General features: G+C 54.3%; 13 protein-coding genes. 10 read left to right on the top strand and 3 right to left on the bottom strand.

Annotated elements, in window-relative coordinates:
- Positions 1–545: 545 nt before the first annotated feature.
- Together BUE18_RS08395 and BUE18_RS08390 are read right to left on the bottom strand one after the other, a co-directional pair.
- Complete coding sequence (locus BUE18_RS08395) at positions 546–1,487, bottom strand: AAA family ATPase (RefSeq protein ID WP_073474808.1); 942 nt, start codon at positions 1,485–1,487, stop codon at positions 546–548.
- Between the two features lie 67 nt (positions 1,488–1,554).
- On the bottom strand, positions 1,555–2,136 hold the full coding sequence (locus tag BUE18_RS08390) for an SCP2 sterol-binding domain-containing protein (protein ID WP_073474806.1): 582 nt from the start codon (positions 2,134–2,136) through the stop codon (positions 1,555–1,557).
- Between the two features lie 480 nt (positions 2,137–2,616).
- Here BUE18_RS08390 and BUE18_RS08385 point away from each other — a divergent pair, with 480 nt between their 5' ends.
- Positions 2,617–3,912: an alkaline phosphatase gene (locus tag BUE18_RS08385; RefSeq protein WP_073474804.1), complete on the top strand. Its 1,296-nt coding sequence runs from the start codon at positions 2,617–2,619 to the stop codon at positions 3,910–3,912.
- Between the two features lie 147 nt (positions 3,913–4,059).
- Here the strand turns inward: BUE18_RS08385 and BUE18_RS08380 are convergent, their stop codons facing one another.
- Positions 4,060–4,260 (bottom strand): hypothetical protein, encoded by a 201-nt coding sequence (locus tag BUE18_RS08380; RefSeq protein ID WP_073474802.1) that lies wholly within the window; start codon positions 4,258–4,260, stop codon positions 4,060–4,062.
- 285 nt (positions 4,261–4,545) lie between these two features.
- Here BUE18_RS08380 and BUE18_RS08375 point away from each other — a divergent pair, with 285 nt between their 5' ends.
- The 9 genes from BUE18_RS08375 (at position 4,546) to lnt (ending at position 13,496) form a co-directional block, all read left to right on the top strand.
- Positions 4,546–5,604, top strand: coding sequence for a metal ABC transporter solute-binding protein, Zn/Mn family (locus tag BUE18_RS08375; RefSeq protein ID WP_073474801.1), 1,059 nt, complete (start codon positions 4,546–4,548; stop codon positions 5,602–5,604).
- Between the two features lie 91 nt (positions 5,605–5,695).
- On the top strand, positions 5,696–6,742 hold the full coding sequence (locus tag BUE18_RS08370) for a permease (protein ID WP_083610868.1): 1,047 nt from the start codon (positions 5,696–5,698) through the stop codon (positions 6,740–6,742).
- A complete protein-coding gene (locus BUE18_RS08365) occupies positions 6,739–7,512 on the top strand; it encodes a TIGR03943 family putative permease subunit (protein ID WP_073474800.1) in 774 nt (257 codons plus the stop codon). Before BUE18_RS08370 ends, BUE18_RS08365 begins: the two co-directional genes overlap by 4 nt.
- Before the next feature lie 185 nt (positions 7,513–7,697).
- Positions 7,698–8,516 (top strand): NUDIX hydrolase, encoded by an 819-nt coding sequence (locus BUE18_RS08360; protein ID WP_073474799.1) that lies wholly within the window; start codon positions 7,698–7,700, stop codon positions 8,514–8,516.
- A 156-nt stretch (positions 8,517–8,672) separates the two neighbouring features.
- Positions 8,673–9,143 carry a hypothetical protein gene (locus BUE18_RS08355; protein ID WP_073474797.1) on the top strand — a complete coding sequence of 157 codons (471 nt, stop codon included), beginning with the start codon at positions 8,673–8,675 and terminating at the stop codon, positions 9,141–9,143.
- A gap of 26 nt (positions 9,144–9,169) precedes the next feature.
- The gene (locus BUE18_RS08350; protein ID WP_073474795.1) at positions 9,170–9,679 is read left to right on the top strand and encodes a MogA/MoaB family molybdenum cofactor biosynthesis protein; all 510 of its coding nucleotides are present in this window, start codon (positions 9,170–9,172) and stop codon (positions 9,677–9,679) included.
- A gap of 191 nt (positions 9,680–9,870) precedes the next feature.
- The gene (locus BUE18_RS08345) at positions 9,871–10,494 is read left to right on the top strand and encodes a TetR/AcrR family transcriptional regulator (protein WP_073474793.1); all 624 of its coding nucleotides are present in this window, start codon (positions 9,871–9,873) and stop codon (positions 10,492–10,494) included.
- A gap of 178 nt (positions 10,495–10,672) precedes the next feature.
- On the top strand, positions 10,673–11,515 hold the full coding sequence (locus tag BUE18_RS08340) for a hypothetical protein (protein ID WP_073474792.1): 843 nt from the start codon (positions 10,673–10,675) through the stop codon (positions 11,513–11,515).
- A gap of 409 nt (positions 11,516–11,924) precedes the next feature.
- Positions 11,925–13,496 carry an apolipoprotein N-acyltransferase gene (lnt, locus tag BUE18_RS08335; protein WP_073474790.1) on the top strand — a complete coding sequence of 524 codons (1,572 nt, stop codon included), beginning with the start codon at positions 11,925–11,927 and terminating at the stop codon, positions 13,494–13,496.
- Positions 13,497–13,627 lie beyond the last annotated feature (131 nt).

The following is a 13,627-nucleotide window of genomic DNA, read 5'->3' as shown; positions in this document are numbered from 1 at the left end:
AGGCGGGCGTGACGCTGGCCTCGATCTCGGTGGACGCGCCCGGCCCCATGTCCGGCAGGGGCGAAACCAAGCCTCGCGGATAGGAGCGCCTGGAGCTTTCCCCCAATCGCACCAGCCTGGCCCAAAGGCCTTTGGGCCAGTCGGCCTTTTTTAGTTGATCCAGGCCAGGCCGGTCGTCCTGCATGATCTCCATGCAGCCCAATCCCCTTTCCCGGCGTTTGCCCTGATTATTCAGTTGAATGGTGTAATGAAACGGCCGCCCCACGGTTCCGAATTTGGGCAGGCGCCGTTCCGCCTGGATGGAGCAGGAAAAAAATCTGCTGAAAAACCAGGAAAAAAGCATGACCACGCAGAAAAAGCAAAACACCTGAAAGGCGGTGGTTCGGTTGGTGTCCACCCCCACCATGGCGGAAAAGATTATGATCGCCCAGACCAGCCTGCCGGGAATGGTGAACCGTTCCCGCCACCAATATTTGAGGTTAGCCCTGATCCTGAAAAAATGATAGACGATGCGGCTGATCATCTTGCCCCTTGGATGCTGCCTGTCAAGCAGGAACCGGAACCCTTTTGAGTATGTTTTCCACCACGGCCTTTGTTGTTTGCCCGGAGAACCTGGCCTGGGGATCCATGACCATCCTGTGGGCGATCACGGACACGGCGACCTCCTGGATATGGTCCGGAGAGACGAAACTTTGGTTGTCTATCAGGGCAAGGGCCTGGGAAACCTTCATCAAAGCCAGGGAAGCCCGGGGGCTGGCCCCCATGAGGATGCCTTCCTCTCTCCGCGTGGCGCCCACGAGATCCACGATGTAGCGTTTAAGCTCCTCGCTGATGGCCACCTGTTTCACCTGGCTGCGCAGCGTCAAAACATCCTCCATGCCAACGCATGGTCCCAACTGCTCCAAAGGATGCCCGGCGCCCTGATCCGACATAATGGAGACCTCCACCTCGGGGCTCACGTATCCTAAGGAAAATTGAAGCGAGAACCGGTCCATCTGGGCTTCGGGAAGGGGATAGGTTCCCGAGGTTTCCACGGGGTTTTGGGTGGCGATGACAAAAAACACGTTTTCCAGCCTGCGCAACTGGCCGTCGATGCTGACCTGGCTCTCGGCCATGGCTTCCAGCAAGGCGCTTTGGGTCCTGGGGGAACTGCGATTGATTTCGTCCGCCAAAAGAATATTTGTGAATATGGGGCCTTTGTGAAAATTAAAAGCGTTTTCCTTTTGATCGAAAACCGACACCCCAAGGATGTCCGAAGGCAGCAAATCCGGAGTAAACTGAATCCGGGAAAAATCCAGGTCCACGGAAAGGGCCAGGGCTTTGGCTAAGGTGGTTTTGCCCGTGCCCGGGACGTCCTCCAGCAATACATGCCCGCCGCTGGCGAACCCCGCCATGAGTAAACGAATGGATTTGGCCTGGCCGCGCATGACATTTTCTATGTTCGCGGTAACGCGGGAGCAGATTTCCCGCGCCTGGGAATGAGGCATTTGCTTCTCCGTTGCGGGACGGCGCCAGGTCGGGAGGGACGCCCCGCCCTGCGGCCCATGCGGGCTTTCAGGTGAACAATGGTTGAAGAGCCATGGCAAACCCTATGTCGCCGTCAATGCGAAGCTGGCCGCTCATGAACATGCTGACGGGGTTTTGTTTGCCTGACATGAGTTTTCGGGCGTCTTTCATGGTCAGTTTAAATACGGCGCGGGGCTCACGGGCGTTGTTCAATATGACGCTGACCTTGCTGACGCTATCGTCGTCATTGGTCAGCTCCAGCCCCAAAAACCCCTTGATCTCCTTAACGGCAGACTGCTTCTTCCCGGCTCTGGCTGCGCTGTCTGTGGGAAGCCCCACAAACAGGTCAATATTTCGCATGAGGATGAGCCGCTCCATGTCTTCCAGGCCCATACAAACGCGAGCCGTAGGCGAATCAAGATCCCCCTCCCCGGCTGAAAGTTCCTCCCCGTCCTTGAAGACATAAAAATACGGCTTCCCGGAAATTTCCACGACCAGGGACAATTCAGCGCCTTGAAACAGGGCGCCCGTGCCGGCGTGGCGCATAAACTCCCGGGCGACCTTGGGAATAAACTCGGTCATGAGTTCGTTTACATCCAGCCTGAGGGTGATGCACATGGATTCGGTCATGGTTTGTCCCCGCAGAAAGGGTTACTGAAAGAACAGCGATCTTATACCAGAAGACTATCACACCCTGCCCCCCTCCGCAACAAATTGAAGAAGAGTGCACGGGCGCCTGCCCCTTACGTTGGAATACGCTCCGCATTCGCAAATCCCATTAGGCGCGAATGGAAAATTGAAAGCAACAGCAGGTTGATGAAAAAGGAAAGGATTTGGCACCCATCAATCCCAGGGGATAATAATCATCTCAGAGCAAAATACAACAGTCAATAATCATTTAATATTACACTAATTGATATCTATCTTAACAATATATCAATAGTTATCAAACTGAAACATAGCCGCAATCTCATGTTGGGTTAATTGCCCATTAACATTCCTCTCCTATCTACAACCTGGAGTTCGGCCTTGGCCGGATAGGCGGACTCCGCCCCCACAGACAGGCAAACGCACACAATTGAAAACCAAACTTAAGGAGAGGAAAAAAGGATGAAGAAAGCAGGTAACTTGTTCTTGGCGATTGCGGCTGCGCTGATCTTGGCGCTTGGCGGCAGCGGTTGCACGGATGACAGCGATGCTGCCCCCCCGGCTGAAGACGCTCCCAAATACGTAATTTTAATGGTTCCGGACGGCATGGGTCTTTCCAACGTCACCGCAGCCCGTATTTTCAAAAACGGCCCCAACGGCGATCCGCTGGATTTTGAAGAGTTGCCCTATATCGGCTACCAGCGCACGCATTCCCGCAATAGCACGGTGACCGACTCTGCGGCCGCAGCCTCAGCATGGGCCAGCGGAGAAAAATTCAATAACGGCGAAATTTCCTGCCTGGATGATAACGGCGACGGCGTTTGCGACGGAACCCGCATCAACACCATGACCGTCCTGGAAATCGCCGAGCAAAAAGGACTGTCCACAGGCTTGGTGGCCACGTCCGACATCACCCACGCCACTCCGGCGGTTTTCGGCGCGCATGTGCATAACCGCAAGTGCGAATCCGAAGTTTTTGAGCAATTCCTGGCTAACAACATTGAAGTGCTGCTGGGCGGCGGAATTGCTACCAACCGCTCCTCCTGCCTGCTGACGGCCACGGATGCAGCATACAACGCCAACCTGATCACTGACGCCCAGAACAATCACGGCTACACTTACGTGACCACCGAAACCGAACTGGCTGCCGTTCCCGCCAACACAGGCAAACTGCTCGGCCTGTTCAAAGACGGCGGCCTGACCCCCATCTACCAGCGCGGCGCCGCCAATGACGAACCCACCCTGGCTGAAATGACCGAGGCGGCTCTGAAAGTGCTGGGACAGAACGAAGACGGCTTCTTTCTGATGGTGGAAGGCTCTCAGATCGACTGGGCCAACCATGCCCGCGACCTCAAATACCAGATCGGCGAAACCCTGGATTTCAACGATGCTTTTAAAGTGGTCAAAAACTGGGCAGCCCAGGACAAAGACCGCTATAACAACACTCTGGTCGTTGTGGTGGCTGACCACGAAACCGGCGGTTTCATCATTGAAGGCCCCTACGGAACCCTGTCCAACGCCGGCGACACCGCTACCCAGGCCACCGACATGGCGGGCAATCTGCTTACCGATGACGATGCAAACCCCATTTACGAAGCCGACCTGGAAGGTTTCTTTGGCAGCAACGCCGCCAATTACACCACCCAGTCCGCCAACCACACCGCTGTTGACACCATCATCTGGAGCAACAACTGGGTGTGCGGCCAGGCCATGGACAACACCGACCTGTACAACATCATGGTCAACTGGATGAACTAAAACCCAAACCATATTGTTCCCCCCTAAACGGGACGGCCCCAAAGCCGTCCCGTTTTTTTCGCCCCTATCCAAAACTATTCATTACATTGACAAACCCATTGAATAAGGCATATTTTATGGACTCCATTGGTCGCAGGAAGCGGCTTTTCATGGAAAGCTCCAGCGCTTTCCAATAGTTAAACAAGGATGGGATTCATGATTATAAACAAAATAGTCCGTTTGCTTGTAATCATACCCGCTCTTTTGTTTGCCATGGCGCCAACCTTTTACGGCCTGCACCTGGCCTATGGCGACCATCGCCATTGCTGCCACGAATGCCAATTGGGCGGCCGCCGCGGCCATGCCCATGAAGGGCCGTCCCTTAGCGCCTCGTCTTTACACAAACATGACTGCCCGCTTTGCCTTGTACACTCCGAGGTTCAACAAAACGCGGCAAAATTCAAGATTTTTTCAATGAAAGGGTTGCATGAGGCAGCCTCACGCCTTGTTGAAACCGCTCAGGAACGATTAACAGGCGCCAACATAGACGCCCCATGCTCCAGGGGGCCGCCTGGCTTGCATTTTTCGGCCGTTCTATAGCATTATTCTGGAATCATTCTGTTTACTCACGTGGTTTTTCCTTTGGAGCGACTTATGAAAATATTATTTCGTATGCTAATGTTTTTTTGCGTCCTGGGCCTATGGGCGCCGGGAGCCTTTGCCGGCGACGCCCCCATGCCGGTTTATGTCAGCATTTCGCCCCAGGCTTTTTTTGTGGAGCAGATAGGCGGCGACAGGGTGAGCGTCGACGTCTTGATCCCCCCTGGCAAAAGCCCCGCCGTGTATTCCCCCACCCCGGCCCAGATGTCGGGCCTTGCCAAGGCCAAGGTGTTTTTCCGCATCGGCGTGCCCTTTGAAAACGCGCTCATGCCCAAGATTAAAACCGCCGCCCCCAACACCCTGGTTGTGGACACCCGCCAGGGAGTTCGCCTGCGCACGATGACCGGCCATCACCACCATGAGGGCGAGGAGGAGCACCACGACATGGAGGAGCATGAGGACGAGGGCGAAGAGCATCATCATGACGCCGACGAGCATCACCATGACGCCGACGAGCATCACCATGACGCCGACGAGCATCACCATGACGCCGACGAGCATCACCATGACGCGGATGAACATGACGGAGATCATCATGGCGAGTCTTTGGACGATCACGCACGGGGCAAGGATCCTCATATCTGGCTGGATCCCAATCTGGTGAAAATCCAGGCGAAAACCATTTGCCATGCGCTAATCGACCTGGATCCCCAGGGAAAAGCCTTCTACAAAAAAAACCTGGCAGGCTTTTTGGACGGTCTGGACTCCCTGGATCGTGAAATCGCCGAGGCTTTAAAGCCCGTCAAGGGGAGCACGGTCTTTGTGTTTCATCCGGCGTACGGCTACTTGTGCGACGCCTACGGGTTGAAGCAACTGGCCGTTGAGTTGGAAGGAAAAACTCCCAAAGGCCGGGAGCTGGCCCAGTTTATCGCCAAAGCCAAAAAGGACAACGTGCGGGTGATCTTCGTCCAGCCTCAGTTTGACAAAAACGCGGCGGAAAAAATCGCCCAATCCATTAACGGCGCGGTTCTTTCCCTGAATCCGTTGGCGCGGGACTACTTTACCAACATGAAAAGCATGGCGACAGCCATTTCCCAGGCATTGAGCCAATAAAGCAAAAATCCACGAGGCCGGCGCCGCAAGGGCCGGCCTCATTCTTTGGGGGCGCGGAGCCCCGCCCGTCTTCACAGCTAATAACGGAACCATGGAAAAACCGGCTATCCATTTAACGCCCATCCACCCTGCTTGCGGGCATGTGCACGCCGAGCCCAGGTCCGGCCGCGCCGGCTTGTGGATTCAAGGCTTGTTTTTGTTCACTGCCGTGCTCTTTTTCATCTTATGGGGAAGGCGGGAGGGATTTCAGACCTTCAGCATTATTTTTTCGTCCATTGTTCTGGAAGCCTTTCCCTTCATGCTTCTGGGCGCGCTCATAGGAGGCTTGATTGAAGTCTTCGCCCCCCGGGAGAAAATCGCCAATCTGCTGCCCAACCGTCCCGTGTTGACCATTTTTCTGGCCGCGGGCCTGGGCTTGATCTTTCCCGTGTGCGAGTGCGCCATCGTCCCGGTGGTGAGGCGCCTTGTGAAAAAAGGCCTGCCATTAGGCGCGGCCGTGGCTTATTTGCTGGGCGGCCCCATTGTCAATCCCCTGGCGGCGGCCTCCACCCTGGCGGCCTACGGCATGATGTGGAAAGTCGCCATGATTCGGCTTTTTCTGGGCTTTGCCATCGCCTCGGCGGCGGGAATCCTCATGGACATGTTCTTCACAAGGGAACAGGCCATCCTGCCGGAAAACCACGTGGGATGCGACGGCTGCCATGGCTCCCATGACGGCGGGGGATTTTTCCACCGGCTCCGTGCGGGCCTGGTTCACGGGGCGGAGGATTTTTTCGACATAGGCCGGTTCCTGATCATCGGAGCCTTTGTGGCGGCGCTCATGCAGACCATGATCTCACGGGATCTTTTCGCCGCCGCCGTGGGCGTCCCGGTCTTCTCCATCCTGCTTATGATGGTCCTGGCTGTAGTCCTGAGCCTGTGCAGCGAGGCGGACGCCTTTGTCGCCGCGTCTTTCCGGTTTACCGGCATGCCTTTTTCCGCTCAAATGGCCTTTATGGTCTTGGGCCCCATGCTGGACATCAAATTGGTGCTTATGTATTTAAGTTTGTTTAAAAAACGGGCGATCATCACACTTAGTGCACTGACTGCCGCACTGGTCTTTTTCAGCTTGCTTGTTATGGAGTATGTCAGCCTATGAGGTCCACCATCCATATTCTGGAAAAATGGTTTGCCGCCAGATTATTGCCCTGGGTGCTTATCGCCTGGGTGCTGGCCTACGGATGGCTGCTGGAGCAGGACCGGTATCTGGCTTTTTTGCAGCCCAGGTTTGCGGGCCTGATGTACATGGGGCTGATAATCGCCGGGTTATTCGCCCTGGCCGCGGTTTCCGCCGGGCGTGGAGAGCGCGCCCACGGCTCCTCGCATATGCAATGGATTCGAGCAGGGTTCCTGCTGCTGCCCATTTTGTTCATCATCGGCGCCCACAATACGGGCCTGGGCGGCTTCGCCCTTTCCAAAAGGGCATTGGGAACCTCCATGCCCGGCAAGTCTTTGAAGCAAAAAATTGAACGGGACGACCCCAGCTTGTGGACCATGGACATCAAGGATCTGCCGCCGGTGGAACAGGAGGAGAAGCCTGTGATCCTGAGCAAGCTGCTCCGCAACTGGGAGGATTATGAAGGCGGGGAAGTGCTGACCGAAGGCATGTACTACGCTCCTGAGGACGCGCCTGAAGGCCTTGGCATGGTCTTCCGGTTTTATATAACATGCTGTGCGGCCGACGCGGTTCCGGTTGGAGTCTTTGTGAAGGGAAAGGGCCTGGAATCCCTTAAAAACGACCAATGGGTGCGGGTGCGAGGCGTATGCGGCAAGGAAGACGTGATGGGCAGGAAGCTGCCGACCCTGACCCTGAAGGAGGTGCAAATCCTCCCCGCCCCGGACGTGAACGAGCAATATCTGTATTTTTAACCCTGTTTTTACTTTGACGGCTCCGCCCTTGCTTGCTAAGGTTATTTCCTCCTGCAAGGCCGGGGGACGCCCCAGGCCCTACCCGGAAAATGATTTAAATTTTAAAATAAGCCCCTTAGCCTTTTTTTTGGGCGCCGCCTTGAAAATCATCATGCGTGGGGGCGGCTATATACGCAGGTTTTGTTGTGACGCCATATACAAGGACCATAGAAAAAGTTACGGAAGCCCTGGCCGGCGCCCCTCTTGATTATGAAGAGGAAAAGGCCTTTGTGGGCAGTCAGAAGAAAAAAGGGATATCCTGGCAGGAGGCGGGCGTGCTCGTCCTCATGGCCGAAGGGAAAAACGGCCTGTCATTTATTCTGAATAAAAGGTCTCAGGAGGTCTCACAGCCGGGAGATCTGTGCTTTCCCGGCGGACACGCATTGCCCATTGCAGATCGTTTTGTGGCGAACTGGATTATCCCTTACGTCCTGCCTATGCGGAAGAGCCAGGGGTATGCAGCCGCCAGACAACGGAGGCCGAAAACCTTTGAGACCATCTCGTTTTATCTGGCCAACGCCTTAAGGGAGTGCTGGGAGGAAATGCGGGTGGGGCCTCGAAAAATTGATTTTTTAGGAGCTTTGCCGTGTTATAGGCTTGTGGGCAGAAGAAAGATCGTATATCCCATGGTTGGGCGTCTGACCAAGCCTGTCAAATTCAAAATTAGCTATGAAATTGAAAAAAACGTCTGCCTGCCCCTGAAGGACTTGTGGGAACCTGACAATTACGGGTTATACTCCCTCAAGCTCACCGGAAAATACCGGGAACTGGCGGGAACGGACGTCTGGAACCTCCCCTGCTTCGCCGTGGCCGGCAAGGACGGCTCGCGCGATATTCTCTGGGGGGCCACCTTTATGATTCTTATGAACCTTTTAAAGACGGTGTTTGGATTTACCCCCCCCATGGACGGGCCTGTACGAGCGAAGGCGGATTTGTATCCGGCCGCGGCCAAAAAGCGCCATTAAATTTTATCGGCTGCCAAGTCAGGGAAATATTTTGCGTCTTGTTGACAGCCGTCTGTTTTTATGGTTCTTGAGTTCCTGTTTTATTAGGGTTGGTTTTCCTGCCGCCGCAAGGCGTAATCAAAACGCGCCCAAAAGCGCTACGAGGAGAAATCTTAGATGAAATACAGATATGTCCTTACCCGGGATGATTCCAAAAACAAACTCATCATCAGCGAATTCGCCCGCGGAGTGGACGAGCATTTGTCCATCATGGGCTCCCGGGAAGTGGACGGAGAGGCCATTGAAGCCGCCCTGTCCCAGGGAAAAATGGCTGTGGTGGACATCCTCCGCACCCACGGTATGTATCCGCCCGAAAATGTGGCCATGGATATGGTTGACTTGGTCAATCAGCTCTACGGACCCAACAGGGAGGAAGTCAAGGAAGGTTACGTGGATGAAATCGACGTCATCGTGGAAGAAACTTTCAAGGCCGAAGATGTGGACGACTCGGACGACGACGACGACGACGTGGATGACGATATGCCGGAAGAAGACATTCTGGAAAGCGACGACCTGGACCTTGGCGACTCCAGTGATGACAGCGCTGACGACAATGACGATGACTCGGACGACGACGTCCTGGACTAATCTCGTCCGGCGGTAAGGCGCCTATCATGGGAGTCCGTGAACATAAAAGCCAGGCCCCTCTTTCCGTAAACGCGGCCGTTATTACTGTTTCCACCAGCCGAAGCCTGGAACAGGACAAAAGCGGCCATTGGATAGCAAAGCAGTTGAGGGAACAGGGGCATAAAGTGATCGAACACTTTGTGACGCCCGATTCGGCGCCGGAAATCCGAAGCGCCGTGGAAAGGCTGACCCATTCCGGGGAGGTCTCCGTGGTGCTCATCAACGGCGGCACCGGAGTTACCCCGTCCGACGTAACCGTAGAGGCGGTGCGCCCCTTGTTTGACAAGGAACTCACCGCCTACGGCGTGCTTTTCGCCCAGTTAAGCTTCGAAGAAATCGGCTCCGCAGCCATGCTGTCCAGGGCCGCCGCCGGAATCGTGGGAAAAACCGCCGTCTTTTGCATGCCCGGCAGCTTAGGCGCCTGCAAGCTGGCCTGCACATCCCTCATTTTTCCCGAACTGGGCCACCTCATCAAACACATCGCCAAAGATTCTTAATCAAATCTTATCTCCTCGCCTCGCGAGGCTCTGCCGACAATTGAAGCCCCGATAGCCTTTCCCATTTTTCACATCGTGAAAAATTTTTCTTGCGCAATTTTTCATCCGAGTGTACAGAATGACGAGTCATTCTGTTATTGACCCTGCGCCATCAATGCTCATTCATGAAAATACAAGGACCGTTTTTCACGATGCAAGGAAAAAGCTCAAAAACCGCCCAGCCCGATAAAACAACACAAAAACGGGCCGAAATACTGGCTGCGGCCATGGACGCCTTTGCGGAAAACGGATATCACGCCACCAAGATATCCGACATCGCCCAACGGCTTGGCATGGGCCACGGAACCTTTTACCGGTATTTTGAAAACAAGCTGGACATCTTCATTTCGGTCATCGATCTGATTATCGGCAAGGTCGCGTCCATCGTGGAGTCGGACTATCCCACGGCGACCAACTCCGCCGGAGAATACCACCAACAAATCATCCGCCTGGGCGAACGCATCTTTGAAGTGTTCCGGGAGGATATGCGGTTCGGCCCCATCCTTTTTTACGAAGCCCTGGGCGTGGACCCGGCTTTAAACGCGAGGATGGAAGCTCTGCTGGACGCCATCGCCCAGGCCACGGAGTTGTATTTCATCAACGGGGTTAAAAAGGGATTTTTGCGCCAGGATCTGGACACGCTTATCCTGTCCAAGGCGATCACCGGGGTGTTGGTCGCCGGTGTGCGCGACGTCATGTCCGCGTCTGATCCCGAAGCCGTGACCAAACGCTGGTCCAGGACCATTGCGGGACTCATGATCAGCGGCATGAGCTGAGCCAGGATATGAGGTCGCACAACGGTCTTAGGGGAAAGTTCAGCATCGATTTTAAGGGGACGCGATACTTATCTTACAATATTCATTCCCATTCAAAGCGAGGGAATGAAGCAAACTGTCATATGGAATAATTCAGTGAGGGGTCTCTAGTTAATCATAGCGAAACGGGAGGGATATCATGGTACAGGTTGACGTGTTTTGGGCTTACGCTCTGGGATCGACGTTCGCCTCGGCGGCGGCCAGGCAGTTGAAAGAGGAGGATAAGCCTTTTACCTCCAAGTATTTTGTGTACAACTTGCTGTTTCTGTCGTGCATATTCGCGCCTTCGGGCATTTACCTGCTATGGAATTTTCCGGATTGGGAGACCATGCAGGTCGCCAGGTCGCATTTGGATCTGCCGGCCTGGCTTGTTGTGATTTTTTCCGTGACCAACATCACCCAGGGGATATTAGGTTTCTGGATTTCTTATAAATTCATTCGCATGGGGAAATTTTTCGCCGCCCACATGCAATGGTTTCTCGGGTATTTTTTCATGTTCTTCATCTTGCTCCATGGTTGGGACGGCCTGGGCTGGCAGCGCTTTTTATACGACTCGTCGGTGAACAACGGGGCGCACTGGGCGCCGGGTATGCACATGGGCCTGGGATTTTTGACGTCCAATGTATGCTACACCCTTTTGGGCATGGGGCTTTTTGTGGTTCCCGGCCTGGGGATACCGGTCATCCGCTGGATCGCCCAGGGCGCAGCCATGGACGCCACCCTGCCTAAAGAAAAATCCCGTCAAAATCCTCTGATGCTGGGAGTATGGCTCCTTACCGCGATTTTTGCGGTCAGCCTGCTTTCCGCCGGAGGGGCCGGGCTGGCCGTCCATTACATCGGCAAGTTGCTGGGCAGTCAGGGGCTTGGGTTTATTATCGGCCTGGCGGCGTTTGGCGCGGCAGCCTATTTTCTTTTATTTAAACCCCAGATGCCGGGCTACCGGGTGTTTCAGCAATTATTCATTGAAGAGCCCACGGCATAGCATGGGCGTCTATTAACGTAGTTCAAATAGCGCGGAGCGGTTAAAAAACCGCTCCGCGCTTTCAATTCCCGCCTGTTTCTCCCATCCTTATGATGCATATTCATACTCTCATGCAGAAAAACAACCTCCGGAGGCATTGACAAAGCCTGATTTTTCGAGGCATTATTTGTTTCCGGAAAACATCCATGATTTTTTTCGGCTGTATAATCAACAAAATCCCTTCCCGGGCAACAAAACGCCGGATATTACAGATAGATAAGACTTCGCCTGCACTAAAAAATGCAGGAGCGGATTCTTACAGCAAAAGGGCGGGGATTTGAACGAATAGAGAAATTTGACTCAGGCTGTTTTGGTTAGCCCCTTCTACAGCTTCTTTATGTTTGTTATTGCATAGCGAGGGCATCGGAACGTGGCGGTTTTTTTCAAGGAAAGCATAAAAGGCCCACTGATCCGTTTAATAGCAGCCATGTGCTCGGGCGTGCTCCTGACCTTGGCTTATCCCCAGGCGGATTTATGGTGGATCGCATGGTTCGCCTTTCTGCCTCTGTTGTTCGCCGTGCGCAACAAATCATGGAGCGCGGCTTTCGGCCTGGGATTCCTGACCGGCCTGATTCATAATATTGGACTGGTTTACTGGGTGGACGGAGTCATGCGGCAATACGGGGGGCTGCCATGGTACGCTTCCATTCCGTTATTGTTCCTGCTGGCCGTTTATTTGTCCGTCTACATGGGTCTGTTTGCCGCGTTCACACGAAAAGGCCCTGTAAGGCCCCTGCGCAGTCTGTTTTTTGCGCCAGCCCTATGGGTGTGCCTGGAGTATGTCCGCACCTATCTCATCACGGGTTTTCCATGGGGGCTTTTGGGCCATACCCAATACCAAAATCTTGAAATCATCCAGATTGCCGACCTGACGGGCGCCTATGGCGTTTCCGCTTTAATCATCCTGGTCAACTACGGCCTATACCTTTTAGGGGCGTCCCTGTACTCGGGCACGCTGTTCGGCCCTACTTTATCCAGGACGCGAGGAATGCTGGCCATTTTGCTCACCGGCATGATTGTGGGCGGCGCCTATTATTACGGAGTGTTCCGCCTGGACCAGGTGAAACAGTCCTGCAAGGGCGCCGAGGCCATAGAGGTCGCGGTGATCCAGGGCAATATAGACCAGAACATCAAGTGGAACCCGGCCTATCAGGAACACACCGTAGACACCTATGTCCGCCTTACCAAAAGTGCAGTAAGCCCCAAGACGGAATTGGCGATCTGGCCTGAGAGCGCCATGCCTTTTTATTTTTCGGCCACAGAGCCTTTCTTGACGGCCCGCGTGTTGAACGAAGCCAGGGAGGACCATCTATACCTGCTTACAGGCAGCATGTCTTTTGAGCGCACTGAAAACGAACCCATTTTTTACAACAGCGCCTTTCTAATCGGGCAAAACGGCAAAGTCCTCGGTAAGTACGACAAAGCCCATTTGGTCCCCTGGGGGGAATACGTACCCCTGAAAAAATATATGCCCTTTATCAATAACCTGGTGGAGCAAGTCAGCGACTTTTCCCCGGGACGCAAAGGCGAAGCCCTGCCCGCAAACGGCGTTAGCCTGGGCGTCCTTATTTGCTACGAGATTATTTTCCCCTCCCTCGCCCGGCATCAGGTCCTTGACGGCGCCAATCTGCTGGTGACCATCACCAATGACGCGTGGTTCGGAAGATCCAGCGCGCCCTACCAGCATTTTTCCACCGCGGTTTTCCGCGCCGTGGAAAACCGCAGAGCCGTAGCCAGGGCGGCCAACACGGGCGTCAGCGGATTCATCGATCCCACGGGCGACATTTTGGCGGCCACGAACCTATTTGTCGAAGATTCCAGAACAACAAGCCTTCCGCTTCTAAAAACCGAGACCCTGTATACGGAACTGGGCGATCTCTTTGCTTTCATCTGCATGGGTTTGGTGATGATTCTCATGTTCGCCGGCCCAAAACCCAAGTAATAGCGCTGTCTGCGGGTATATTTTCGGAGTTCTTGTCCGATCGTGTAAAAATAATTGATATTCCTTTTTTCATGCAGTATGATGCTCCAACTTTACTTATGTTTGCAAAAACTGATCGGGGGCCCGCCCTA

Origin of the sequence: Desulfatibacillum alkenivorans DSM 16219, assembly GCF_900142135.1 — a bacterium.
Classification (GTDB): domain Bacteria; phylum Desulfobacterota; class Desulfobacteria; order Desulfobacterales; family Desulfatibacillaceae; genus Desulfatibacillum; species Desulfatibacillum alkenivorans.
This window is presented reverse-complemented; position numbering and strand designations above follow the sequence as displayed.